The sequence below is a fragment of the Brevibacillus parabrevis genome, assembly GCF_003710905.1.
GTDB lineage: Bacteria > Bacillota > Bacilli > Brevibacillales > Brevibacillaceae > Brevibacillus > Brevibacillus parabrevis.
This window is the reverse complement of sequence record NZ_RHHV01000006.1, coordinates 197,043-222,307: the sequence shown is the minus strand read 5'-3', so window position 1 is coordinate 222,307 and position 25,265 is coordinate 197,043. Positions and strand designations below refer to the sequence as shown.

The following is a 25,265-nucleotide window of genomic DNA, read 5'->3' as shown; positions in this document are numbered from 1 at the left end:
GAGCTAGATCAAAACGGGTCAGCCTCCGGAAAAGGCGCACAGGCAACTGGCAGGATGAAACCGGAGTGAATGGGGAACAATCAGAGGAAAAGCTGGTGGAGGGAGAGGACGACCATCGTACAGATGAACTGCGATACATCCTCCTTGAAAGCGGAGCTGAAGCAGGAATTGACCAGCATCCTCGCGGTTATGCAGCAAAGCTTGCTCGCTCTCGATCAAGCGGAAGGCTGCTTGCTGGGCACTTTTGACGAGATTCGCAGCAGATTCAGCCGACTGGAGACGACAGCGGCTTCCTTTTATTTGCAATGCTATCTCGCTCCGTATTCGTCTACATATACCGACTTGTCTTTGGCTGTTTCGCATTTGGCGCAAAAGCGTCAAGGTGCCCTGGTCGTCATGGAGCGGGAAGATTCCGTAGCTCCCTTTTTGCAGGCGGGCATCCCGATTGGGGCCGTGTTGAGCCATTCCTTGCTCGAATCGATCTTTTTTCCGGGCAGTCCGCTGCACGATGGGGCGGTGTACATTCGCGGAGATCAGATTGTCTCGGCTGCCAACGTCCTGCCGCTGTCGCAGATTACCGTCGGGGAAAAGAAGCTGGGAACGAGGCACCGCGCGGCATTGGGACTCAGCGAGCAATGCGACGCGCTGATCATCGTCGTCTCCGAGGAGACAGGCAAAGCATCGTTTGCCTTGCAAGGCAGGCTTTACCCGATCATTACCCATATGTAGCAGGAACGAAAAAGAGGACCGGGGCACCTGAAAAGGGCGCGCGGTCCTCTTGCGCATGCGCTGGAACGGTTCCGTGAATCCGGCGAACCGCTTTGCCGTTTTGCTTGCCGCTTGCTTATGCCCAGTTTCCGTTGCGGAATACAGGCTCGCGGACACCGTCAGCTGTTTCGCCATCGATGTTCATCTGCTCGGAGCCAACCATGAAATCGACGTGCACCAGGCTCGTATTGATGCCGTGTGCCGCCAATTGTTCCTGGCTCATGTCTGCACCGCCCTCGATATTGACCGAGTAAGCGCTGCCAATCGCCAGGTGATTCGAGGCATTTTCGTCAAACAGCGTGTTGTAAAAAATGATGTTGGACAAAGAGATCGGAGACTGGTGGGGAACCAGCGCGACTTCTCCGAGATAGTGCGAGCCTTCGTCCGTTGCGACGAGCTGCTTCAGCGCTTCTTCGCCTTTTTCGGCAGTGACCGAAACGATTTTTCCCTGCTCAAACGTCAAGCTGAAATTCTCGATGATGTTTCCTTGATAACTGAGCGGCTTCGTGCTGCGGACGGTTCCGTTCACGCCGTCTCTTTTCGGAGCGGTGAACACTTCTTCGGTAGGCATGTTCGCCATGAAGGAAACGCCTTTTTCGTTCACGCTGCCCCCTCCGATCCAGACGTGGCGGTCAGGAAGCTCGATCGTCAATTGGGTCCCTGGCGCTTCGTAGTGGAGGTAACGATACTGCTTCGCGTTCAAATACGCGACTTTGCTGTTGAGCGTGGCATGATGGTCGTGCCAAGCCTGAACCGGATCAGCCGCGTCTGTGCGAGTCGCTTTGAAGATCGCGTCCCACAGAGCGGGGACCTGCTCGTCCGCTGGCAAGTCAGGAAACACGGTAGCGGCCCATGCCTCGGATGGAACGGCGAGCACGCACCAGCTTACTTTGTCTGACATCGTGTAGCTGCGGAACGTCTGCAAGGCTTGTCCGGCTGCCTTGTTCGCGCTGGAGATTCGCTCAAGCTTCACGCCTTTGAGCAAGTCAGGGTTGGTGGAGGAAACGTACAAGAAGGCAGCGCCGTTTTGCGCCAGCTCCTCCATGCCTTGCGCTTTCCACTGCGGATACTCGGCAAAAGCTTCATCGGGTGCCAGATCGTATTTCATGCGGGTCAATTCGTCGTCGGTCCATTCGATATGTACGTGTTTTGCTCCCGCTTCGTACGCTTTGCGCGCTACTTTGCGCACAAACGGAGCGGAGGAGAGCGGTGCGCTAACAACAAGTGTCTGCATCGGCTGTACGTTGACGCCGACTTTTACAGCGAGATCGGCATAGCGATCAAACATCACTTCAAAAGACATAAGAAAACCTCCCTTTCCTTGGCGATAAATTCTTTTCTATTATACCTGGGAATTTGGAATGGCTTGCTAGTTATTTTCGAAAGAATTTCCTCGGAAAGCGCAGGAAAAGACAGATTACGGCGGATTTCGCGTGCAAAGCGGACTTGTATATTTTCGCGAATTGGAGGAAAATTCAAATAGAATCAAACTTGAATAATTAAAAACATTTTACTGAGGGAATGACAAGGAGGCAGACAGAGTGAAAACGAGACTCATGCGTGACCAGGTGGCCGTAGAACATACGTGGAACCTGGACGATTTATTTGCCAGCCAAGAAGCATGGGAGCAGGAGCTTGACGAGATTGTCAATCAGCTGCCGGTTGTCACCGCATTCCAAGGACAGCTACATACAGGAGCAGAGACATTGCTCGCATGTCTGGAAGCAAAAGAAGCAATGGAGGTGCGGGCGAATCTGGTGGCGACATACGCCCGCCTGCGTTCCTCCGAAGATGGCACCAATCCGCTCAATCAGGCAAATTCTGCGCGGGTGGGCGATGTCGTGTCGACGCTGAACGCAGCGCTTTCGTTTGTGCCTTCCGAAATTTTGGCGCTGCCAGACGGCACGATTGAGAAATACCTGCAAGAAGAGCCGGGACTTGCGCCTTTTGCCAGAAGTCTTTCCGATTTGCTGGAAACGAAGCCGTATCGACTGTCCGCGGATACGGAGTCTGCCATTGCCGCACTCGGTGAAGTGTTTGCAGCGCCTTACACGATTTATCAACGCGGGAAGCTGTCCGACATGTCCTTCGCGCCTGTCAAAGATGGGGCGGGGGCAGAACGTCCGGTTTCGTTTGCTTTGTTTGAAGCGGACTATGAAATGTCTTCCGATACGACATTGCGCCGCGCTGCCTACGAATCTTTTTCGAAAACGTTGGCGGCTTATCAAAACTCGTTTGCTGCCGTCTATGCCACAGAGGTGAAGAAGCAGACCGTCCTGTCCAGATTGCGCGGCTTCGACAGCGTCACCGACATGCTGCTGCATCCTCAACAAGTATCGCTCGAACTGTACCACAACATTCTCGATATTATCGGAACAGAGCTGGCTCCGCACATGCGCCGTTACGCCAAGCTCAAAGCGCGAGAGCTGGGACTGGAAAAGCTGACGTTTTGCGATTTGAAAGCGCCGCTCGATCCTGAATTTAGCCCGCCGATTACGATTGAGGAAGCGGGGCGCCTGATCAAGTCCGCTTTGCAGGTGATGGGACCGGAATACGCAGAGATCATGGACAAAGCGCTGTCCGAGCGCTGGATCGATTACGTCGACAACGTGGGCAAATCGACAGGGGCTTTCTGCTCGACGCCGTACAGCAATCACTCCTATATTCTGATCACCTGGTCGGGCAACATGCGCAGCGCCTTCACACTGGCTCATGAGCTGGGACATTGCGGTCACTTCACGTTGGCTACCCGTGAGCAAAGCTATACCAACTCGCGTCCGTCCTTGTACTTTATCGAGGCACCGTCCACGATCAACGAGCTGCTGCTCGCCCAGCACATCATGGAGCAGTCTGACGATCCGCGCCTCAAGCGCTGGGTCATTTTGCAGCTGATGAACACGTACTACCACAACTTCGTGACGCATTTGCTGGAAGGCCGCATGCAGCGCAAAGTGTACGAAGCCGCGCAAAACGACGTGCCGTTGACAGCGAAAAAGCTGTCGGAGTGGAAAGGGCAAGTGCTGGCAGAGTTCTGGGGAGACGCCGTGGAGCTTGACGAGGCAGCCAGCCTGACCTGGATGCGCCAGCCGCACTACTACATGGGATTGTATCCGTACACGTATGCGGCGGGATTGACCGCTTCCACTGCGATGGCGGCAAGCATTAAAGCGGAAGGGCAACCAGCTGTCGACCGTTGGCTTTCTGTTTTGAAAGCAGGGGGCACGCTGAAGCCGCTGGAGCTGATGAAAAAAGCAGGCGTAGATATGTCAGAGCCGCAGCCGATCCGCGATGCCGTGGCGTATGTCGGCAGTCTCGTAGACGAGCTGGAAAGACTGTTTGAAAAATAACCAGTTGCCCAAAGCTTAGCTGAACAGGAAAAAAGGCTTGTGATGACGAAAGCATCACGAGCCTTTTTCGACTTTTGGATGAAAGAGAACAGGAGAACGGGAAATGACCGAATTTACGAAGCGCGCCATTCAGATTATCGCCAGCATTCCAGCAGGCACTGTCATGACGTACGGACAGATCGCCGCATTGGCCGGGAGTCCGCGGGGAGCCAGACAAATCGTGCGGATACTCCACTCCATGTCACAAAAGCACAAGCTCCCGTGGCACCGGGTCATCAATGCCAAAGGAAAAATCGGGTTGCAAGACTTCGATTCCATGACGCTGCAAAAAATGTTGCTGGAAGGCGAAGGCGTAACGGTGTCCAAGACGGGCGACATCGATCTGGAACGGTTTCAACACCACCCTGAACCTGGACTGGCACGATTTCCTGATTAGTAGCCGACTTCCACCGAAGCGATCACGACGTACGCCAGATCGTTTTTGTCTTCCTTTTCCGCAATGACGACGCCACTGCTCGTCAGCATGCCGCCGTCCACGACTTCAAACGACACTTCTCCGTAAGGCAGCTCCGCCCGCACGGTATCGAGATCGAGCTTGTCGCGGTCGGCAGGCACAGCGAGACGCACGTTGACTTTCATTTTGTGAATATCATTTCCGGGCAGCACAGAGCGCAGACCCGGCATCGAGTTGTGATGGATGGCGTTTTGGACAGCGCGAACGGCTGCTTTGGTGACGTTTTGTCCATGGAGATCGATCCCCATGCCGATTTCGATAAACATGACTTTGTCCATTGTCGCATTCACTCCTACTATTTTCCTTCGTCGTTTCTCTCCCATCTTACCACGAATCGCGATTTTTTCCTGCCTGACGTATTGTGTTTATCCATGACTCGTGTCATCATTACACTTTGGCATCATTGCTCGACGATTCTTGGTTCATAATGGAGGCAGGTTTGAAGTGGAACGGTATCCTTTTGCCTACGATCCCGCCCAGCCGTTTATCTCGCAAGTAAGTGACTGGGTAGCGGACGTGTTTTACGATATTTTGCCTGAGGCTGGCTTCGAAGTGCGCGACGAGCAGATTTACATGGCTTTTCAGCTGGAGCGGGCCTTCCAGGAGAAACAGACGATTTTTGCCGAAGCAGGCGTAGGCACGGGAAAAACGCTCGCTTATTTGCTGTACGCCATCTGCTATGCGCGTTATACGAGAAAGCCGGCGATCATCGCCTGTGCCAACGAGTCGTTGATCGAACAGCTGGTGAAGCCGGAGGGGGATATCGCCAAGCTGGCCAAGCATCTCGACTTGACCATTGACGCGAGGCTCGGTAAGTCGCCAGACCAGTACATTTGCTTGCGCAAGCTGGACGAGGCGCGTTACAAGCTGGACAGCGACGAAGTGTTTATGCACATTTACGAGGAGCTGCCATCGTTTGTCCACAAGCATGAAGCGCTTCAATCGTTTACTCCATACGGCGACCGCAGCGCCTACTCCGCGCTGAACGACCAGCAGTGGTCGCAAATGAACTGGGATGCTTTCCAGGACTGTTTTGTCTGCGACAGACAGCATCGGTGCGGACAGACTTTGTCGCGCAACCATTACCGTCAGTCTGCCGATCTGATCATTTGCTCGCACGATTTTTACATGGAGCATGTCTGGACGTATGAGGCGCGGAAGCGGGGAGGACAACTGCCGCTTTTGCCTAATCACAGCTCTGTCATCTTCGACGAAGGGCATCTGCTGGAGCCTGCGGCGCAAAAGGCGTTGACCTACAAGCTGAATCATTCCGTTTTTGAAGAAATCATTACGCGCCTGCTGCAAGGCGAAATCAGGGAGTCGCTGGCGGTAGCGATTGAAGAAGCGATTATCCAGAGCGAAGATTTGTTTTTGCGACTGAACGCCGAAAGCAAGCCGGTTGCCGGTTCGACGCGCAAGGAGATCTCCTTCCATCCGCAGCTGATTGCCTCGATCCACCGTTTTACGAGCCTGATTGCTTCGATTGAAGAGGAGCTGGCGCTGGAGAGCGGCCTGTATTCTTTGGACGAGTTCCAATTGCGGATTGTGGAAGAGCATCTGGAAATGATGCAGCTGGCTCTCGGCTTGTTCCAGAAGCCTGATCACGTCATTTCCTGGATGAGCGAAGAATGGACAGGCCCTACGTTGGTCGTCATGCCGAAAATGGTGCAGGAAGTTTTGCGGGAACGCGTTTTCGCGCAAAACATGCCGATCATTTTCTCTTCCGCGACCTTGTCGGTAGAAGGCTCGTTTGACTACATCGCGGACAGTCTCGGCATCGAAGACTATTTGTCGTTCTCCGTCGCTTCGCCTTACGAATATGCGGAGCAGATGGAAGCTTTCGTGCCGCCGTTGTCCTGTACGCAGCCGTTTGCGGAAAAAATGGATTTGGCTGTGTCGCTGCTGCAAAAAACGGGCGGTCGCGCGCTGCTGCTGTTTTCATCGATGGAGGAAATGCAGGAGTTCAAAGCGGCTGTGGGAGCTTACCCGGAGTGCGCCTCCATGCGTTTCTGGTACGAAGGCGATGCGGAAATCAGCCACCTGATCTCCTGTTTTCAGAACGACGAGGAGAGCATCCTGTGCGCCGTGACGTTGTGGGAAGGGCTGGATGTGCCGGGGCCGTCGCTGTCCAACGTGATCATCTGGTCGCTGCCGTTTCCTCCGAACGATCCGGTGTTTGCCGCCAAGCGGAAAAGCGCGGCGTCGCCGTTCGCCGAGGTCGATTTGCCATACATGCTGCTGCGTCTGCGCCAAGGGATTGGCCGTCTGATTCGGACGCGCGAGGACAGCGGCATCGTCTCGATTTTAAGCCCGGAGCCGTGGAACGACGAGCAGCTGCGAAAACATGTGCAGAGCGTCTTTCCCGCCGGGGTCGAGTGGCGTGATGCCTGGGCAAGCGAATTGGTGTAGACGTGTGCAGGAGACGGGAACGGGAGCTTGCACGCCGTTCTTCTGTTGTGGAAAAAAGGAAAGCAAAAAAGAGGCAGGAGCCAAGGCGGCGTCCTGCTTCTTTTTTATTCCGGCATGTTGCCGACAGTCGGATCGACGGTGAAATCGCGCTGAAAGCCTGCGTACTTGACTTCGGACACCATGCCTTTTGCCGCGTGCCCCAGATCGTGACAGTGGAACATCCACTCGCCCGGATTGTCGGCTGCAAAAGCGACGACATAAGACTCGCCGGGCTGTACGTTCAACGTATCTTTCCGTAGCGGCGAGCCGGAAATAGGCTTGCCGTTTTTGCTCAACACCTGGAAAAAGTGTCCGTGCAAATGCATCGGGTGCACATCCTCCGGCGAGTTGTTGACGAATGTGACTTTGATCAGATCGCCTTTTTGCACATCGAGGGGAGGGACGTTCGGAAACGTTTGCCCATTGATCGTAAACGCCATTTGTCCATCGCGCGTGTCCGTGTTCAAATCCATCCGGTACGTCACGTCATAGGCCTGATCGAGTGAAAAGCTGCTTTTCGCTGCCTCGCCGTAAGTCGTGATGTCGACGACAGGCAGGGGGTTCGCCGATTCGGCTTGGTGTTGCGCGTGCTCCTGACCTTCGTAGACGATGGGAACGGCCAACGACTTGGCTCCGGGATTGCTGCTCTTTTCTTCCAGCAGCCACGCTCCCGGCTGGTTTGCGACAAATTCGAGGTCGTATCGTTCGCCAGGGGCGATGTTGAGCAGCTGATCTTTGACAAGCGGCGGATTGTGCAGCGGTTGCCCATCTGTGGAGACGATCTTGAACGCATGTCCTTGCAAATTCAGCTTGTGGGACAAATACCCGGCATTGATCAGGCGGATGCGCACCTTTTCCCCTTCCTTCACCCGCAGGGGCGCAATCGCCGAACCTGTCTTGCCATTGACGGAAAAGATCGTGTACATGAGCGGCATCATTTTCGCATCACTCATGCCATTCATATCCGGCATGTCGTGGCCGCTTCCGGCCGAGGTGCCCGGCGAAGCGGGAGTAGTCCCGTGATTCATGCCTGCCATCGCGCCTGATCCTCCGTGCATCTCTGCCATGCTGTCGTCCTGCATCCACTCGTCCAGGACGAGCGTAAAGTCTTTGTCCACTGGGGCGGACGTTTTCGGTTCGACGACGAGCGAGCCGTACAGTCCTTTGTCTACTTGCTTCGAGCTGTTCTGGTGCGAGTGGTACCAGTACGTGCCTGCGACATCGGCTGTGAAGCGGTACGTAAAGCTTTCGTTTGGCTTTACCGCATTTTGCGTAACGCCGGGGATGCCATCCATGTTGTTGGGCACAGGCAGTCCGTGCCAGTGAATCGTCACAGGCTCCGGCAGTTCATTTTTCAGGGTGACGGAAACGGTTTCGCCTTGCTTGACGCGCAGCTGCGGGCCTGGAACAGTTCCGTTGTACGTCCAAGCCGTTTTCATCGTCTGGTCATCGAGATGCAGCATGCTTTCTTTTGCCGTCAAAGTGAACGCATTGCCAGTCAGCACCTGCATGGAGCTGTCGCTTGCCGCTGCCATCGGCTGGGTCACAGGGGCGGTTGCCTGCGTGTTGTCCTGGGTAGCCGCCATATTGTGTCCGGCATGCTCTGTAGTGGAAGCTTGGTCCGGCGAGCAAGCGGCGAGAAGTACCAGACCGCCAAGCAACACGGGAAAAACGCTGCTTCGCAACATGGATTGATTCATGGATTTCTGCATCCTCCTCATAATGTTTTTCGAAAAAAGCGTAGCAAAGGAATGTGGAGAAACCATGAAGGCACGGCAACAGGAAGCAGCAGAGCAGGCGTCAAACACGCAAAAAGCCGATCTTCCCGCAACAGGAAAATCGGCTTGAAAGGTACAGCGGCTAGTTGCTACATCTGTCTGCGTGGCCTAGCGATTTTTGGGAGCGGCAAGTTTTTGGCTGACCAGCGACATGAGCAGTGCCAACGCGAAAAAGTACAGCGGCATCGTGACGAGCGAGCCGTTGTGCAAGTAGCTCATGCCAGTCGTAATCAGGCTGACCAGCACGTAGTAGCCTAGCCCCAAAATCGCGCCAGCCGTTCCGAGCACCGCGCCGTAGTCGACGAGCGCGAGACTCAGGCAATTGGGAATGGCGATGCCGATTCCAAGCAGCAGCATAAAAATCGCCGCGAGCATGAGGCACAGCGAGAGCGGATTCGGCTCCACGCCAGCCAAAGTCAAAACAGTCAAGCATGCTGCACCGCCTGTCGCCACCAAAGAACCGATCAAAATGATCTTTTCCGCAGCAAACCGGGGCAGCCATTTTTTCGCTAACATGGCTCCGCAGATCGAGGACAGGGCGACAAGCACGCCCAAAAACCCGAACCAGCCTGGTGTCATCTGAAAAAATTCAATGAAGATGAACGGGGCTTCAGCATAATAGCTGAACAAAATGCCGTTCGTCGCCCCGATCAAAAAGGCAAAGGCCCAAATTCTCCGGTCCGCAAGCATCTGCTTGAAAACGGTACGAACAGTTGTCTTGGCCGGGGACGCCACCCTTGTTTCAGGCAGCGAGAAAAAGGTCGCGAAGAACAGCCCGACACTCATCAAGACGAGCGTAAAAAATACCGCCGAAAACCCGAACCATTGGTCGACCCAGCCCCCGATCAACGGTCCGATAGCAGGGGTAAAAGCGAGCGCGGCGGAAATTTGCGCAAAAGCGGCATGCCGTCTGGGACCGTCCATGCACTCCCGCAAGATCGTCTGTGTGACCACAGAACCTGTACTTGCGCCAAAAGCTTGCACAAAACGGCTAACGAGCAGCCACTCGACCGAAGCGGACAAATAGCAGCCAAGGCTGCCCAATCCATAGACCACGATTCCCCAGAGCATGGCCGGGCGGCGTCCGATGGCGTCAGAGAGCCTGCCCCAGCAAAACACCCCGAAGGCGAAACCGAGGAAATATATACTGAGCGTCAGTTGAACCGTGCTGTTGCCAACGTGAAGCTGTCTGGCGAGATCCGGCAGCGACGGCGTGTAGATCGTCTCGCTGATTTGCGGAAAACCGACGAGCAAAATGAGCAAAAACAGTGACGGTGTTGAGATTTTGGTATGCAAAATACTTCCCCCTATTCGTTGAAAAATCTCAAACGGTCAGAGGGAAATTACGGGATCGGAGGTTTGCACTTCGTCAGTTGTGAGAATGCCATCATTTCATTTCACCAATCTTTTTTCATAGGGGGAGTTTTGTTAGCGCTGATTATAGCAAAAAACATCCTGGCGGAACTAGCAGAATGCGATCAGGAAGCGTTCTGGCCAAAAACATATGACACTTCTGTTACGATCTGAGTGAAATTGGCAAATCAAGGGGCGATCAATGTTATAATGGAGTATCCTTTATGCAAAAATGAAAGAAAAGTAGATTGGTACAGGGATGGTGTTCACTTTTGGGTAACGTGGATTTTGCGAGCCTGCCTTGGAATGTGTTTTGGGTCGGGATTTCCTATTTTTTGGTAACGGGTGTGTTTTTCTGTGTAGGCTTTATGCGTTTGCTCTCCCAACGGGTGCGCAGCGGCATCGTCTGTATGGCTATTGCCGTCATTAGTGGGGGATTTTTCCTGAACTATTTGTTTACTCATCACATTTAATAGACGATCCCATGCGGGCCTGATATGTAGCGGACATCCTTTTTTGATATCCAGGACAAAAGTAGAGCTGACGGTGGAAATTCCCCGTCGGCTTTTTTTGTCTGCAAACGGGAAGAGGAAGCTTTCCGCCTGTCTTTTGCCGCGTTTTTCTGCCCGGAAAAAATCGGGAAGGAATGTAAACAATTTGTAACGCGTTTTTACTGTTTTGCGTCTTATAATCAGGTTACAAGAAGTTGCCGGACACGACGCAAGACGACAGAAAAACATGACCGGGCAATTTTTTTAGGTCGATCAGAAGGAAGCCCATTTCCAGTCGGCCAAAAGGCAGGCCAGGCTCCTTTCATGCAAAAAGGAAAGCCGAGTGTGCCGAAAAAATCCAAGGAAGGAAAGAGGGGAAACAGCCATACATAAGAAGAAGGAGCACATTTCACAGGAAAAACGTTGGGCACCACATCCTGAATACGGGCAATGATGATTGGAACAATTCATTTTCCATAAAGATAATGAACGAGACCAACCCCCGTTTTCTTCAGCGGACCAAAGAAACCAGGGGTTTTTGCATTCATAAAGCACGCAATTCCCGATGTGTAATGACTGCCCCCGTCAACTCATGAACAAAACAGAACGGAAATTAAAGGGGAGAATGCAGATGAACTGCATGGCGAGCACGGTAAGCAAGAAGCAAGCAAGGAATGTTACGAATGGCAAGGATCTGACGAACACACGCAAGGAAGTACGGACTCGCCAAACAACAAGCAGAGGAGGCCGCCAGCATGCCTGAACCGATCAAGGCTGCCCACAGCCGCTACATGCCCGGGATCGACGGGCTTAGGGCTCTGGCGGTACTCGCAGTCATTATTTATCACCTGAATTACAATTGGGCGCCAGGAGGACTCCTTGGAGTCGGCATCTTTTTCGTCCTCTCTGGTTACCTGATTACCGATTTGCTGATTGCCCAGTGGAGCAGAAACGGGCGATTGGATATGAAAGACTTCTGGCTGCGCAGGGCCAGACGGCTTTTACCGGCATTGCTGTTGCTTCTGGTGGTGGTTGTCGCCAGTGTCGCGCTGTTTTCGCCCGAGCAGATGGGGCGCTTGCGCGGAGACGTCTGGGCCGCTCTTTTCTACGTCAGCAACTGGTGGCTGGTCTTTTCCGAAGTATCGTACTTCGAGAAGTTCGGTCCGCCTTCGCCGCTTGGACATCTGTGGTCTTTGGCGGTAGAAGAGCAGTTTTACCTGATTTGGCCGCTCTTGGTCGCGCTCGGACTTTCCTTGATCAAGCGCCGCGGCCCGCTCGTGATTTTGACGCTCGGCCTGGCAGCCGTTTCCGCCGTGTTGATGGCTGTCATGTATGAACCGGGAGAGGACCCGAGCCGGATTTACTACGGGACGGATACGCGGGTATTCGCTCTGTTGATCGGGGCCGCCCTGGCGATGATGTGGCCGAGTCGCAAGCTGTCCACAACTATCTCCGGCAAAGCGCGGGCCACGCTGGATGTGATCGGATGCGTGAGCCTGGCGATTTTGCTCTTGGCGATCTGGAAGACAAACCAGTACGACGATTTTCTGTATCAGGGCGGACTTGTCCTGTTGTCGATTGTCAGTGCGATACTGGTAGCTGTGCTGGCTCACCCGGCAAGCTCGTTGGCAAAATGGATGGGCTGCAAGCCGCTCAAGTGGCTCGGCGTGCGCTCGTACGGCATTTATTTGTGGCACTACCCGGTGATTGTGCTCACCAGCCCGACTGCTGCGGCTGAGGAAAGCGGGGCGTTCGCCGTGTTGCGGGCGTGTCTGCAAGTGTTGGCGTGCATCGTGCTCGCAGCCCTGTCGTGGAAGTACATGGAGGAGCCGATTCGTCACGGCGCTTTGGGAAAACTGTGGGCGAAGCTCGGCACAAGCAAGCAGCAGGGCGCTCCCAAGCGTTCCAAAAAGATTCTCGCCTCAGGCTGCGCCTTCGCACTGGCTGTGCTCTACTTCGGGGTGGCATCGCTGACCTCCGGAGCGACAGCGGGAGACACGTCTGCCATGCAAAAACTTGCGGAAGCGTCAGCAGCGGCCGAAAATTCGGGACAAAAAGACCATTCACAAGAGCAAGACGTGGATGCCAAGCCGCACGGCCCGCAAGTACCGGTGACACAGAAAAAGCCGGAACCAACACAAAAGCCGAGCACGCAAACCGCGACGAAACCGAAAACCGAGTCAAAACCGAACGCTGGAAAGCCTGCCCAAGGCGGAACGGCTCCCGCAAAAAATCAGGACAATTCCGCTGCTTCCAAACAGCCAAAAGCATCAGAGGAGCCTGATGTTGCCGCTACTTCCGGAAAAGGAATTACCGCCATCGGCGATTCGGTCATGCTCGATATCGAGCCGTACTTGGCGAAGCTGTTGCCAGGCATCGTCATTGACGGCAAGGTAGGCAGACAAATGGCGCAAGCGCCCGATGTCATCAAGGCGCTGCGAGCGAAGGGACAGCTTGGCAGCCGGGTCATTATCGAACTGGGAACGAATGGCTCGTTCAGCAAGGGGCAGCTCGACAAGCTGTTGAAGGCGCTGGATGGCGTTGACCAGGTCATTTTGATCAATACGCGTGTGCCGCGACCGTGGGAGAGCGTCGTCAACGAGACGTTGGCAGAGGTGGCAGCTGCCCATCCGAACATGACGCTGATCGATTGGCATTCCGCGAGTGCCGGAAAAAATACGTATTTTTACAAGGACGGCGTGCATCTCAACTCGGAAGGCGCGCGGGCGTATGCTTTGCTCGTCGCGAAAACTTTTGCTCCGGTAAAAGCCGAAAAGCCAGCCAACGAGGCAACACCAGCGCCAGCGCCAGCACCGAAGGCGGAGGAGAGCCAAAAGCCAGCTTCGGACGAAAACAAACAGGAGACTGCCGCTCCAAAAGAAGCACAAGATACACAGGAATAAAGCAGGAGCCTGTAGGCAGGTCCGTCATCCGAAAGGGGAGCGGGCCTGTTTTTTTGTCGTTACGTCACCGATCAGGGGAGCATGGACAAGGAAAAGGGAAAAGCTTCGGGGCACCGGAGCGGTTGTGCACGCGCGGCGGATCGCGCTATGCTAGAGGGAACGAAAGAAACGGTTGCGACTAACAAACAGGTGGAATGCTTTTATGCCGATACAAAAATGGAGTGTGCTGGACCTGGCGCCGATTTATGAGGGCGTTGATCCTGCTTGCGCCTTGAAGCAAGCAGTCTTGCTCGCGCAAACTGCCGAGCAGCTCGGGTATTGCCGTTATTGGGTTGCCGAGCATCACGACATGCCCGGACTGGCTTCGTCCACACCGGAAGTTTTGCTCGCCCATATCGGGGCGCAGACGCATCGTATCCGAATCGGGTCGGGAGCGGTGCTGCTGCCTCATTACAAGCCGTATAAAGTTGCCGAGGCGTTTCACTTGCTGGCTACCTTGTATCCGGGGCGAATCGATCTGGGCGTGGGCCGCGCTCCGGGAGGCTCTGCTCATGCGACGCTTGCGTTGAACGACCGTTTTTTGCAGGACGTTGGCCGCATGCCGGAGCTGGTGCAACAGTTGGCTGCCTTGCTGCGTCAGGAGTTTACCGTAGAGGGCGAGTCTGTGGTGGCTCGCCCGATCCCGCCGCTGCCGCCCAAGCTGTGGCTTTTGGGCACGAATCAAAAAAGCGCGGGCTACGCCGCAGAAAACGGGGCCGGATACGTCTACGGCCTGTTCATGAGCGAAGCGGAGGGGGAGGAAGTCGTTGCTGCCTACAGGCGAGACTACAAGCCGTCCGTTCATCAGCCAAATCCGGAGGTAATCGTCGCCGTAGGGGTTATTTGCGCGGAAACGTTGGAAGAAGCAACCGCCTGTGTCCGGTTGAGCCAAAAAGCTTTCCGCAGGCCGCCAATTGTGGGCGATCCGTCGCATGTTCGCGAAAAGCTGGAAGAAATTGCGTGGCGCTATCAGGCAGAGGAAATCATGGTCATTACCGACTTCCCCGATTACGCCAGGAGACTGCGTTCGTACGAGCTAATCGCCAATTCCGTGTTTGACCGTGGTTCGTCAGGATGTGGAAAGACATAAATTAGTTCAGAGTATAGCGCATCTTCACATGGACTTTTTCGGGCTTCTCATGTACGATTGCATACGTGATTCTATCATGTAACGGGTGAAAGAAGGAAAAACAATGATTCGGTCGTACTTGTTGTTGCTTTTTTGTGTGACGCTGTGGGGGAGTAACTTTGTGTTCGGGAGCATGCTCGTCAAAGAATTTCCACCGCTTTTTCTGGCTGATGTCCGGTTGCTGTTCACGTCGCTGTTTCTCGTCCTGTACGCGTGGGTGACGAAAAAGTTCGTAAAAATCAAGCTGCGTGAGCTGGGACTGCTCGTTTTGCTCGGGCTTGTCGGTACATTGGCAAACCAAACCGCTTATTTCAACGGCCTGTTGACGACTGACGCCACGACCGCCTCGCTGATTTTGTCGCTGGCTCCGATTGTGACAGCGGTTTTGGCCTCGATGTTTTTAAAGGAGCAGTTTACGCTGCGCATGAAAATCGGTTCGGGGATCGCGCTGCTCGGCACCTTTTTCGTCGTCGGGATCGGAGCGGGCCTCTCGATCTCCAAAGGAGTGCTGCTGATTGTCATTGCGATGGTGACTTTCTCGGCGTCGATGATCATCATTCGCAAGCTGACGCAGACGATGCAGCCGTTTATTACGACGGTGTATTCGACGACAGTAGGGACGCTGTTTTTGACGCCTGCGGCCTTGCTGACGCTCGACTCCTCGGCGCACATCAGCCATGAAGCGTGGGCGTGGGGCATGCTGATCGTCACGGCTATCCTCATGCAAGGGGTTTGCGGGATCGTCTGGAACTCGCAACTGCAAATCGTCGGGACGGGCAAAGCGGCGATTTTCCTCAATTTGCAGCCGTTCGTCGCCATGCTGGTCGGCTTTTTGCTGCTCGGCTCGCAAGTCACCGCGATTCAGGCGGGCGGTTCCCTGCTGATTGTCGCAGGGGTGGTCGTCGCCAGCATGCGGAAAAAGCAATCGGTTCAGACGGCGGCAGCACAGCGGATGGCAGATGGCCCGAATCGCTGCAACGTTTAGAATGTTGTGCGCCACACAAAAAAACCAGTCCGACACGGCACTCCCGAGTGCGTCGTGCCTGCGACTGGTTTTTGCGTAAAAAACGAAACGGCTTGCTGTTTTTTCTGAAAAGGGATGTGGCTGCCTGCGCAGGGCGCCATGGTCGTGTCTGCGACTGGTTTTTTGCGTGAAAAACGAAATGGCTTGATGCTTTTCCTGAAAAGGGAGGTGGCCGCTTGCGCAGGGCGACGTGATCGTGCCTGCTTGGTATGATGGCGCAGGCCACCATGGCGTTGCCCGTATGGTTTGCTGGCGCAAGGTGGACATGTCAGATGGCAGGCATTACGGACTTTCGGACAAAGCGGGGAGCACGCGGTATATTTTGCGTGGCCGCCCGCGGTTGGTCGGCGTCTCCTCGCCAATTTGCTCGATGACGTTGTGCTCCGCCAAATCGCTTAAAATTCGCCGGGCATTGCGCGGTGTCATGCCCATCCATTCCGCCATCTCCGCTGCGCTAATATAGTTTTGGCCCAAAGCTTTTTGCACCGAGATAATTTTGTTCAGCGTCGTGATGCTGACGCCCGCCTTTTTCAGCCCCTCGCTGATCTCCTTGTCTTCTGTCCAATATTCGTAGCTGATGCTTTTCGCCTGGCGCAGCGGGCCTTCGATCGAGCCGTCGTGGTCGACGAGGACAGCGGCGTTCCCGTGTTTTTTCGCGTGCACGAGAGCCAGTTGCGCGTTGCGTTCTGCCGCCAGAGCAGAGACGCCGAACCCGATGCCCATATTGGCCGAAGAGCTGGTGAGCAGCATGATTTTTTCCAGCAGGGTAGTGGGGTGAAACGCCGGATTGTCTTCAAAAGAGCCGCGAGTCGAAAACAAAATGAACTTGTAATTGCCCAAGGAGACAAAGCTGCCGGAAATCGACTCGGCATAATCGAGCACAAGCTCTTGCAGCTTGAGGTCGAGGCGACGCAAATCGTAAGCGTTTGCAGGCTCGCTGGCGAGCTTCTCCACTTCTGATACTTCGAGCAGCTGAACGGCGATTTGCGAGCGCTTGAAGTGCAAAGTCTCGCCTTCCTGCAAAATTTGCTTGAAAATCTCGCGGAACGTCAAGCGGGTGAACCCCATCCGATACACCTGGATGCCTTGGCGTTGCAATTCTTCGGTGACAGAGAGCATCCCGGTGACGCAAGCGTCTACTTTTCCTTCCCGCACGAGCGCGGTATGGTAAGCCACCAAATGGTTGGTCAGGCGAAATTCCTGGTACGGATTGAGAAAAGGCTGGTCGCATTGCAGGCCAAGCTCTTCCAGCGTCTCGCGGAAATGCATTTCGGACACCGTATCGAAGCTGACACGATCAAGTGACAGGCCATCGCGGTATACCAATTCCAAAAGAACTTTCGTAAGCACGCTGGCGTTGATCTGCGGATAAAAAGCTTTCTGCTTTTGCAAATGCTGTCTAGCCATGGAATAAGGGCCAATCCCGGAGAAAAACCAGATGTCTACATCCATTTCGTTTTCTGCGACAATGGTGGCGGCTTCCTCCGCACGCTGGTATATAAACGGAATGAGCACGATGCGGTCTGCGAACTCTCGTCCGACCCTTTTCATTAATTCCACGGAATCTTTTGGACCAACTATGCCGACTCGTATGATCATTATGTCCTCCAACTAAACGGTAAAGTACGGGTTTACTCTATTCGTCGCGAAGCGGATCGATCCTCTTTTCGGCATCATAGTATGTTTTGATTTCTTATGCAAATGCCATATATCGCCGGTGAGAGAAAAGGAAATCCAACAGGCAACGAAAAAGTGTTTAAGGGATGTTTTAGGGAAAAATTCCGTATTAGGGTAGTTTACTATGGAACCGGCATCATTTCAATTGTTGCAAAAATAGTCAGTAAAATAAAAAATCAGAATTGACATTAAATACAGACAGGTCTATATTGTTGATTTAAGGAATGTTTTAGGTTAATTTCCGTTAAAGAAAAACAGCGGGCGAAGCATACGTCGTTTTTGCGAGCCTGGATAGGGGGGATAAGTAAAACATGGCGCGTTATCTGCTAAAAAGAATTTTGATGATGATCGTGACCTTGTGGATTATCGTGACGCTGACCTTTTCGCTGATGCATATGATCCCGGGCGATCCGTTTGCATCCGAATCCGATCAACTGCCGGAGCAAATTTTGCTGAATTTGCGCGCCAAGTACCATTTGGATGAGCCACTGCCGATGCAGTATTTGTCTTATCTGAAAAGTTTGGCGATGCTCGACCTGGGGCCTTCGATCAAGTCTGAGACGCGCGGCGTCAACGATATGATCAAGGACGGTTTTGGCTCATCAGCGCTGATCGGGATGCAGGCAATCGCTGTCGCACTTTTTTTTGGACTTATATTCGGAATAATTGCGGCATTAAACCGAAATACCTGGATTGATTACATGGCAATGGTCATGGCGGTGTTGGGAATTGCTGTACCAAGCTTCATTATGGCGCCGCTGCTCATCAACTATTTGGCGATCAAGCTGCCGCTGTTTCCGGTTGCGACGCTCGCCAGTTGGAAGCACTCCGTGTTGCCGTCGCTTGCGCTCGCTTTCGGGCCGCTCGCGATCATCACTCGCTACATGCGGACGAGCATGATCGAGGTCATGAATCAGAACTACATACGGACTGCCGAGGCAAAAGGGATTCCGACTTTTCTGATCGTGGTCAGACACGGCATTCGCAATGCGATTCTTCCAGTCGTTACTTTTCTCGGGCCGCTGGTTGCGGGATTGCTGACAGGAACGTTTGTCGTCGAGAAAATTTTCGCCGTCCCTGGCGTTGGCAAATATTTCGTCGATGGCATTTTCAACCGCGACTATCCGGTTATTTTGGGAACGACCGTCTTTTACAGCGCGATTCTCGTACTGATCATTTTCTTGATTGACCTGGCTTATATGTTCATTGATCCACGCATCAAATTGTCGGGAAGGGGGAGGTAGCCAATGGCGGCAGAACAATCAGCGAATGAGCTGTTTCGACCAAGATCACAAAAAACAGACGGACAAGTCGTCGCGATGCGGCCGAGCCTGACTCATTTTCAGCAAGTGACCCGCAAGCTGGTCCGCAACAAGCTCGCCATGGTTGGCTTTACCCTCATCGTACTGATGGTGCTCATGGCGCTCATCGGGCCGCATCTGGTGCCGTACAGCTATTCGGATCAGAGCCTTTTGACAGCCAATCAGGAACTTTCCGCCGAGCACTGGTTTGGGACGGACGAGCTGGGACGCGACATGTTTTCCCGTACGTGGTACGGAGCGCGCATCTCGCTCATCATCGGAATTACGGCGGCACTGATCGACCTGGTGATCGGCGTTACCGTCGGAGGAATTGCCGGATATATGGCAGGCCGGGGAAAACGCGGCGATCGGATCGATACGATCATCATGCGTCTGATTGAAGTGTTGTACGGACTGCCGTACTTGCTCGTCGTGATCATGCTGATGGTTGTCATGGAGCCGGGGATCGTGACGATTATTATCGCCTTGTCGGCCACAGGCTGGACAGGGATGGCCCGTCTCGTACGCGGGCAGATTTTGCAGCTGAAAAACCAGGAGTTCATCATGGCTGCACAGGTGCTCGGGGCAAAATTTCCGCGCATTCTGCTGCGCCACCTGATTCCGAACACGATTGGCGTCATTATTGTCAACCTGACTTTCACGATACCGTCTGCGATTTTTGCCGAGTCGTTTCTGAGCTTCCTCGGCTTGGGCGTCCAGGCTCCCATCGCAAGCTGGGGGACGATGACCAACGATGCGTTAGGCGTGATTTTGACAGGCGACTGGTGGAGACTGTTCTTCCCGGCCCTGATGATCTCGCTGACCATGTTCGCCTTCAACGTTTTTGGCGATGGCTTGCAGGACGCACTCGACCCGCGGATTCGTGAGTAACCGCGCCCAAGGATAGGAGGAACCAGACATGACAGAGCATTTGCTGCAAGTAGAAAACCTCCGCGTTCATTTCAAAACGTACGGGGGAGAAGTACAGGCGGTCAGGGGCGTCACGTTTCACGTCGATCGTGGCGAGACGCTGGCTGTGGTCGGAGAGAGCGGCTGTGGCAAGAGCGTAACCGCCCAGGCGATCATGGGGCTGATCCCGAATCCGCCGGGCCGGATCGTCGACGGACAGATTCGTTTTGACGGACAAGACATTACCCGACTGAGCAAAAAAGAACTGCTTTCGCTGCGGGGAACCGAGATCGGGATGGTGTTTCAAGACCCGATGACAGCGCTGAATCCGACGATGAAGGTCGGAACGCAGATCGTCGAAGGCTTTGTGCGGACTCACCACGTCTCGAAGGAGGAAGCGCGCAAAAAAGCGATGGAAATGCTGCGGCTGGTCGGCATTCCCGATCCGGAAAAACGGGTGGATCAATACCCGCATGAATTTTCCGGCGGAATGCGGCAGCGCGTGGTCATCGCGATTGCGCTGGCGAACAATCCGAAGCTGGTGATTGCCGACGAACCGACAACCGCCCTCGATGTGACGATTCAGGCGCAAATTTTGGACTTGCTGAAAGAACTGCAAGAAAAGCAACAGCTTTCCATCGTCATGATCACGCACGATCTGGGGGTCGTAGCTGAAATCGCTCACCGCGCTGTCGTGATGTACGCAGGAATCGTCGTAGAGACGGGAAAAGTCGAAGATATTTTCAAGAGTCCCAAGCATCCGTACACATGGGGCCTGATGCGCTCGATGCCGCGAATTGACGGCGAAGAAAAAGAGCGGCTGGTGCCGATTGACGGATCGCCGCCAGATTTGTTCCACCCGCCAAAAGGCTGTCCGTTTGCAGCGCGTTGCCAGTTTGCCATGGATATTTGCGAGCAGCAAATGCCAGAGGTAACCGTGTTCGAAAATGCGCACCAGGCGGCATGCTGGCTGCATGATCCGCGGGCGCCGAAGCTGGATGAACTCGTGGCGGCAGGGAGGCAGACGTAGATGAGAGACACTTTAATAGAAGTAACAGGGTTAAAAAAACACTTCGAGATCGGTAACGGCATCCAGCTCAAGGCGGTGGATGGAGTCACGTTTACGATCAATCGGGGGGAAACGCTCGGGCTGGTGGGTGAAAGCGGCTGTGGCAAATCTACGCTCGGCAGGACGATGATTCGCCTGTACGACCGTACAGATGGAGAAGTGTTGTTCAAGGGCAAAAATGTGCATCAGTTGAAAGGCAAAGACTCTGCGCAGTTCAACCGCGACGTGCAGATGATCTTCCAGGACCCGCAGGCCAGTCTCAACCCGCGCATGACGGTGTTGGACATTATCGCCGAAGGGCTGGACATTCACGGCTTTCCTCGCAAAGATCGCGCAGACCGCGTCAAGGAGCTGTTGGAGCTGGTGGGCCTCTCCAAGCAGCATGCGAGCCGGTTCCCGCACGAATTTTCCGGCGGGCAGCGGCAGCGGATCGGCATCGCACGCGCTCTTGCCGTCGAACCGGAATTTATTATCGCCGATGAGCCGATCTCTGCGCTCGACGTCTCGATTCAGGCGCAGGTCGTCAATTTGCTTGAAGATTTGCAACAGGACAAAGGGCTGACGTATTTGTTCATCGCCCACGACCTGTCCATGGTCAAGCATATCTCCACGAAAATTGGCGTCATGTATTTAGGAAAAATGGTGGAAATGGCCGACAGCTTCGAGCTGTACGCCAAACCGCTGCATCCTTATACACAAGCATTGTTGTCTTCCATCCCGATTCCCGATCCTACGATCAAGCGGGAGCGGATCATTTTGCAAGGCGATTTGCCCAGCCCGGCCAACGCTCCGAGCGGCTGCGTCTTCCGGACGCGTTGCCCGAAAGCAACGGCGCAGTGCGCCGAGCAGGTGCCGGAATGGATGGAAGCAGCGCCCAATCACTGGGTCGCCTGCCATCTCTACAGGTAGTACGATTTTATATCTTTATATACAGGGGGAACCATTGTGAAGAAATTAGCTGCATTTGCCCTGTCCGTCTCGCTCGTAGTACCAGCGCTTGCTGGCTGCGGCGGAAGCTCAGGGACAGCAACGAACAACCCGGGTACGGCGTCCAGCACTCCTGCTGCTGCCGTCAAACAAGAAGTCGTATTCAACGCCAAGTCCGAACCACCCGATTTGAACCCGCTCACTTCGACGGATACGACATCGTTCTGGATCATGGATCACTTGGGCGAAGGCTTGTACACGAAAGACAAAGAAGGCAATCCGGTTCTCGGGGTAGCCAAAGAAGTGAAGCTGTCTGACGACAAGCTCAAGTACACCTTTATTTTGCGCGACGATGCCAAATGGACAAACGGCGAGCCTGTAACCGCAGAAGATTTCGCCTATACGTTCATGAAGCATATCGATCCGGCGACAGCCTCTACGACAGCGTATCTCCTCTATTATATTAAGGGAGCAGAGGCGTACAACAAAGGAACAGGCAAAGCAGAAGACGTCGGAATCAAGGCTCTCGATGCGAAAACATTGGAAATCGAACTGGTAGCCCCAACTTCTTACTTTGACAAGATGCTTGCTACCCGCTACTGGCACCCGATCAACAAAAAGCAGGCGGAAGCCGATCCGAAATGGGCAGCCAACGCCGAGACGTATATTTCCAACGGTGCTTACAAGCTCGTTTCCTGGAAGCATGACTCCGAACTGGTGATTGAAAAGAACGAGAATTATTGGAACAAGGACGACGTAAAAATGGAGAAGATCACCTGGAAAATGGTGAACGATGCCACAACGTCCTACCAGATGTACAAGAGCGGAGAGCTTGATTTCAACAAAGAGATGCCATCTGACATTCTCGCTCAGGAAAAATCAAGCCCTGACTACAAATCCGTTCCTTACTACGGCACGTACATGTACATGTTCAACGTGACGAAAGAGCCGTTCACCAACAAAAAAGTGCGCCGTGCATTCGCTATGGCGATCGATCGCAAAGCACTGACCGAAATGGTGAGCCAAGGCGGCGAAACTCCGGCTTACTCCATGGTGCCGCGCGGAGCGATTACGCCAACAGGCAAAGACTTCCGCGAAGAAGGCGGCGACTACTTCAAGGAAGATCCGGCAGAAGCGAAAAAACTGCTGGCAGAAGGCATGCAGGAAGCAGGCTGGTCTACGCTGCCTGAAGTAACACTTATGTACAACACCGATGAAAGCCACAAAAAAATAGCCCAAGCCCTCCAGGAAATGCTGAAGAAAAACTTGGGTGTAGATGTGAAGCTGACCAACCAAGAGTGGAAAGTATACCTCGATACAACGAGACAAAAGAACTACCAAATGGGCCGCATGGGCTGGGTAGGTCAAATCAGCGATCCGGCGTTCAACCTCGATTACTACTTGGGTGACAGCCCGAACAACCGTACAGGCTGGGTAAACAAAGAGTACGACGACCTGAACATGGCAGCAAAAGTGGAGCAAGATCCGAACAAGCGCATGGAACTGTTGCACAAAGCAGAGGCTGTTTTGATGGAAGAAATGCCGTTCATCCCGATCTACCACTATCAACAAAACTATCTAGTAAAACCAGGTTTGGAAGGATTGACGTATCCGGTCAATGCATTCCCAAGCGCACGCTGGGCAACGAAAAAATAGAAAAAAGAGGAGTCTCTCCTCTTTTTTCCCTTTTCACACGGAACAGTCAGCTGCTTTTGGCTGTTCTTGGCGATTCGTCAACCATGAATTACTATACATACACTTCTTGATGACGAGGAAAGGGTGATGGCACATGATTATGGACTATTTGCAAGTCAAGTCGGCCTATCAGCTGAAAGTGGTGCCGAAAACGAACGGGCTGACTTTTTTGACGAAGCTCACAGGCATTGCCCAGGTGTGGAGTTGGGATGAGCAAACCGCGAGCGTACGTCAGGTGACTTCTTTGCCTGACCGGGTTGTCGAGTTCGCCCATTCTCCATGCGGGACGAAGACCGTTGTCGGCATGGACAACAAAGGAGACGAGCGCCAGCAGTTTTTTTTGTTGAAAGAGGGTGGAGCAGTCGTCAAGCCATTGACGGATGCGCCCGAATTTTTCCATTACTTCGGCGGCTGGTCGCCTTGCAGCGAGAAAATTGCCTGGTCGAGCAACCGTCGCGAGCCACGCTGCTTCGATATTTTTGTGCAGGACGTAGAGAGCGGCCAGTACGAGGAAGTGTACCGTCATGACGGGCGCTGCGATCCGATTGCCTGGCTGCCGAACGGCACAGGGCTGATTTTCAGCGTACAGGAAACGAATATCGACAATGCCCTGTACCTGTTGGATTTGCAGACCAGACAAGCCCGGAAGCTGCCGATTTGCAGCAAGCAAGCGCGCTTTCACTCGTTGCAGTTGACCCGTGACGGACAACACGGCTACATCGTGACCGATCGCGATGACAACACGATGGCGCTTTGCCGCTTTGCGCTGGATGGCGCCGAACTGGAAAAGCTCGTCCAGATCGACAAGTGGGACGTGGAGGAAGCGAAACTTTCGCACAGCGAGGAAGTGCTTGCTTTCGCCATCAATGAAGGCGGGCGTTCGGCTCTCGGCTTTTACTCTTTGACCGAGCAGCGTCAAGTAATGGCAGAGAACATCCCGGGTGGCGTCATCAGCGGACTCGCGTTCCGCTCGGATGAACAGCTTGCCTTTGCCCTGAAAAGCCCGACATTGCCCGGCGACATCTGGACGTATTCGCTTGCGGAAAAATCGAGTGAGCGCGTGACTTATGTTGGCGTGGCAAAAGAAATTCAAGACAGCCTCGTGGAGCCAGAGCTGTGCAGCTTCCGTTCTTTTGACGGGCTGGAGGTGCCGTATTTTCTCTACAGCAAAAACCATTCCGGCAAAAGTCCGGTTGTCGTCTACGTCCACGGCGGGCCGGAGAGCCAGATTCGCGCAGAGTACCACCCGGTCTTTCAATATTTGGTCAACCAGGGCTTCACGGTAGTGGCACCGAACGTGCGCGGCAGCATGGGCTATGGCCGTACGTACGTGCAACTCGACGATCGCCGCAAGCGGATGGACTCTGTCGCCGACCTCGCCTGGCTGGTCAAAGACTTGTCGCAAAAGGAAACGGTCGACCCGCAGGCAATCGGGATTATGGGCCGCAGCTACGGCGGTTTCATGGTGCTTGCCGCCCTCACCCATTACCCGGATTTGTGGGCAGCCGGAGTCGATATCGTCGGCATCTCGCATTTTGGCACCTTCCTGAAAAACACGGGAGAGTGGCGGAGAAAGCTGCGCGAAGTCGAATACGGCTACTTGGGCGAGGACGACGATTTCTTCGAACAAATCGCGCCGCTGAATCACTCTGCCAAAATCAAGGCACCGTTGCTCGTCTTTCACGGGCGTAACGATACCCGGGTCCCTGTCAGCGAGGCGGAGCAGCTTGTGGCAGACATGCAAGACCGGGGGCAACAGGTGGCTTTGCACGTTTTCGAAGACGAAGGCCACTTTACCGAAAAACTGGACAACCACATCACGCTGAATCAGGGCATTACCCGCTTTTTCCTGGAGCATTTGAAAACGGTCCACAGTGAAAAGGAGTGAGTGAC

19 protein-coding genes are annotated in these 25,265 nt (G+C 54.0%); 13 read left to right on the top strand and 6 right to left on the bottom strand.

What is annotated here, in order from left to right; genetic code table 11:
- Positions 1–69: 69 nt before the first annotated feature.
- The gene (cdaS, locus tag EDM60_RS07460) at positions 70–729 is read left to right on the top strand and encodes a sporulation-specific diadenylate cyclase CdaS (RefSeq protein ID WP_122963399.1); all 660 of its coding nucleotides are present in this window, start codon (positions 70–72) and stop codon (positions 727–729) included.
- Positions 730–844: 115 nt separating this feature from the next.
- On the opposite strand, the gene EDM60_RS07455 is transcribed toward cdaS, so the two are convergent.
- Positions 845–2,071 (bottom strand): aminopeptidase, encoded by a 1,227-nt coding sequence (locus EDM60_RS07455; RefSeq protein WP_122963398.1) that lies wholly within the window; start codon positions 2,069–2,071, stop codon positions 845–847.
- 238 nt (positions 2,072–2,309) lie between these two features.
- Here EDM60_RS07455 and pepF point away from each other — a divergent pair, with 238 nt between their 5' ends.
- Positions 2,310–4,115, top strand: coding sequence for an oligoendopeptidase F (pepF, locus tag EDM60_RS07450; RefSeq protein WP_122963397.1), 1,806 nt, complete (start codon positions 2,310–2,312; stop codon positions 4,113–4,115).
- Between the two features lie 103 nt (positions 4,116–4,218).
- Complete coding sequence (locus EDM60_RS07445; protein WP_122963396.1) at positions 4,219–4,551, top strand: MGMT family protein; 333 nt, start codon at positions 4,219–4,221, stop codon at positions 4,549–4,551.
- On the opposite strand, the gene EDM60_RS07440 is transcribed toward EDM60_RS07445, so the two are convergent.
- Complete coding sequence (locus EDM60_RS07440) at positions 4,548–4,907, bottom strand: Lin0512 family protein (protein WP_122963395.1); 360 nt, start codon at positions 4,905–4,907, stop codon at positions 4,548–4,550. The two genes, EDM60_RS07445 and EDM60_RS07440, sit on opposite strands and share 4 nt — an antisense overlap.
- A gap of 166 nt (positions 4,908–5,073) precedes the next feature.
- Here EDM60_RS07440 and EDM60_RS07435 point away from each other — a divergent pair, with 166 nt between their 5' ends.
- The gene (locus EDM60_RS07435; RefSeq protein WP_122963394.1) at positions 5,074–7,038 is read left to right on the top strand and encodes an ATP-dependent DNA helicase; all 1,965 of its coding nucleotides are present in this window, start codon (positions 5,074–5,076) and stop codon (positions 7,036–7,038) included.
- A 104-nt stretch (positions 7,039–7,142) separates the two neighbouring features.
- On the opposite strand, the gene EDM60_RS07430 is transcribed toward EDM60_RS07435, so the two are convergent.
- From EDM60_RS07430 to EDM60_RS28910, 3 genes are all read right to left on the bottom strand, one after another.
- Positions 7,143–8,777, bottom strand: a complete 1,635-nt coding sequence (locus EDM60_RS07430) for a multicopper oxidase family protein (protein WP_122963393.1) — start codon at positions 8,775–8,777, stop codon at positions 7,143–7,145.
- Positions 8,778–8,963: 186 nt separating this feature from the next.
- Positions 8,964–10,151, bottom strand: a complete 1,188-nt coding sequence (locus tag EDM60_RS07425) for a multidrug effflux MFS transporter (protein WP_122963392.1) — start codon at positions 10,149–10,151, stop codon at positions 8,964–8,966.
- 323 nt (positions 10,152–10,474) lie between these two features.
- Complete coding sequence (locus EDM60_RS28910; RefSeq protein ID WP_174769204.1) at positions 10,475–10,864, bottom strand: hypothetical protein; 390 nt, start codon at positions 10,862–10,864, stop codon at positions 10,475–10,477.
- A gap of 590 nt (positions 10,865–11,454) precedes the next feature.
- On the opposite strand from EDM60_RS28910, the gene EDM60_RS07410 reads away from it, so the two are divergent.
- From EDM60_RS07410 to EDM60_RS07400, 3 genes are all read left to right on the top strand, one after another.
- The gene (locus tag EDM60_RS07410) at positions 11,455–13,602 is read left to right on the top strand and encodes an acyltransferase family protein (protein ID WP_122963390.1); all 2,148 of its coding nucleotides are present in this window, start codon (positions 11,455–11,457) and stop codon (positions 13,600–13,602) included.
- A gap of 202 nt (positions 13,603–13,804) precedes the next feature.
- The gene (locus tag EDM60_RS07405) at positions 13,805–14,731 is read left to right on the top strand and encodes an MsnO8 family LLM class oxidoreductase (protein ID WP_122963389.1); all 927 of its coding nucleotides are present in this window, start codon (positions 13,805–13,807) and stop codon (positions 14,729–14,731) included.
- A gap of 103 nt (positions 14,732–14,834) precedes the next feature.
- Complete coding sequence (locus EDM60_RS07400; RefSeq protein WP_122963388.1) at positions 14,835–15,755, top strand: DMT family transporter; 921 nt, start codon at positions 14,835–14,837, stop codon at positions 15,753–15,755.
- 321 nt (positions 15,756–16,076) lie between these two features.
- Here EDM60_RS07400 and EDM60_RS07395 read toward each other — a convergent pair whose 3' ends face one another.
- On the bottom strand, positions 16,077–17,393 hold the full coding sequence (locus EDM60_RS07395) for a helix-turn-helix domain-containing protein (protein ID WP_217364883.1): 1,317 nt from the start codon (positions 17,391–17,393) through the stop codon (positions 16,077–16,079).
- 389 nt (positions 17,394–17,782) lie between these two features.
- Here EDM60_RS07395 and EDM60_RS07390 point away from each other — a divergent pair, with 389 nt between their 5' ends.
- From EDM60_RS07390 to EDM60_RS07365, 6 genes are all read left to right on the top strand, one after another.
- On the top strand, positions 17,783–18,715 hold the full coding sequence (locus tag EDM60_RS07390; protein WP_122963387.1) for an ABC transporter permease: 933 nt from the start codon (positions 17,783–17,785) through the stop codon (positions 18,713–18,715).
- Positions 18,716–18,718: 3 nt separating this feature from the next.
- Positions 18,719–19,663, top strand: coding sequence for an ABC transporter permease (locus EDM60_RS07385; RefSeq protein ID WP_063228298.1), 945 nt, complete (start codon positions 18,719–18,721; stop codon positions 19,661–19,663).
- Positions 19,664–19,691: 28 nt separating this feature from the next.
- A complete protein-coding gene (locus EDM60_RS07380) occupies positions 19,692–20,711 on the top strand; it encodes an ABC transporter ATP-binding protein (RefSeq protein WP_122963386.1) in 1,020 nt (339 codons plus the stop codon).
- Entirely contained in the window at positions 20,712–21,659 is a 948-nt protein-coding gene (locus tag EDM60_RS07375) for an ABC transporter ATP-binding protein (protein ID WP_122963385.1), read from the top strand.
- Between the two features lie 36 nt (positions 21,660–21,695).
- Complete coding sequence (locus EDM60_RS07370; protein WP_122963384.1) at positions 21,696–23,333, top strand: peptide ABC transporter substrate-binding protein; 1,638 nt, start codon at positions 21,696–21,698, stop codon at positions 23,331–23,333.
- 133 nt (positions 23,334–23,466) lie between these two features.
- A complete protein-coding gene (locus EDM60_RS07365) occupies positions 23,467–25,260 on the top strand; it encodes a S9 family peptidase (protein ID WP_174769205.1) in 1,794 nt (597 codons plus the stop codon).
- Positions 25,261–25,265 lie beyond the last annotated feature (5 nt).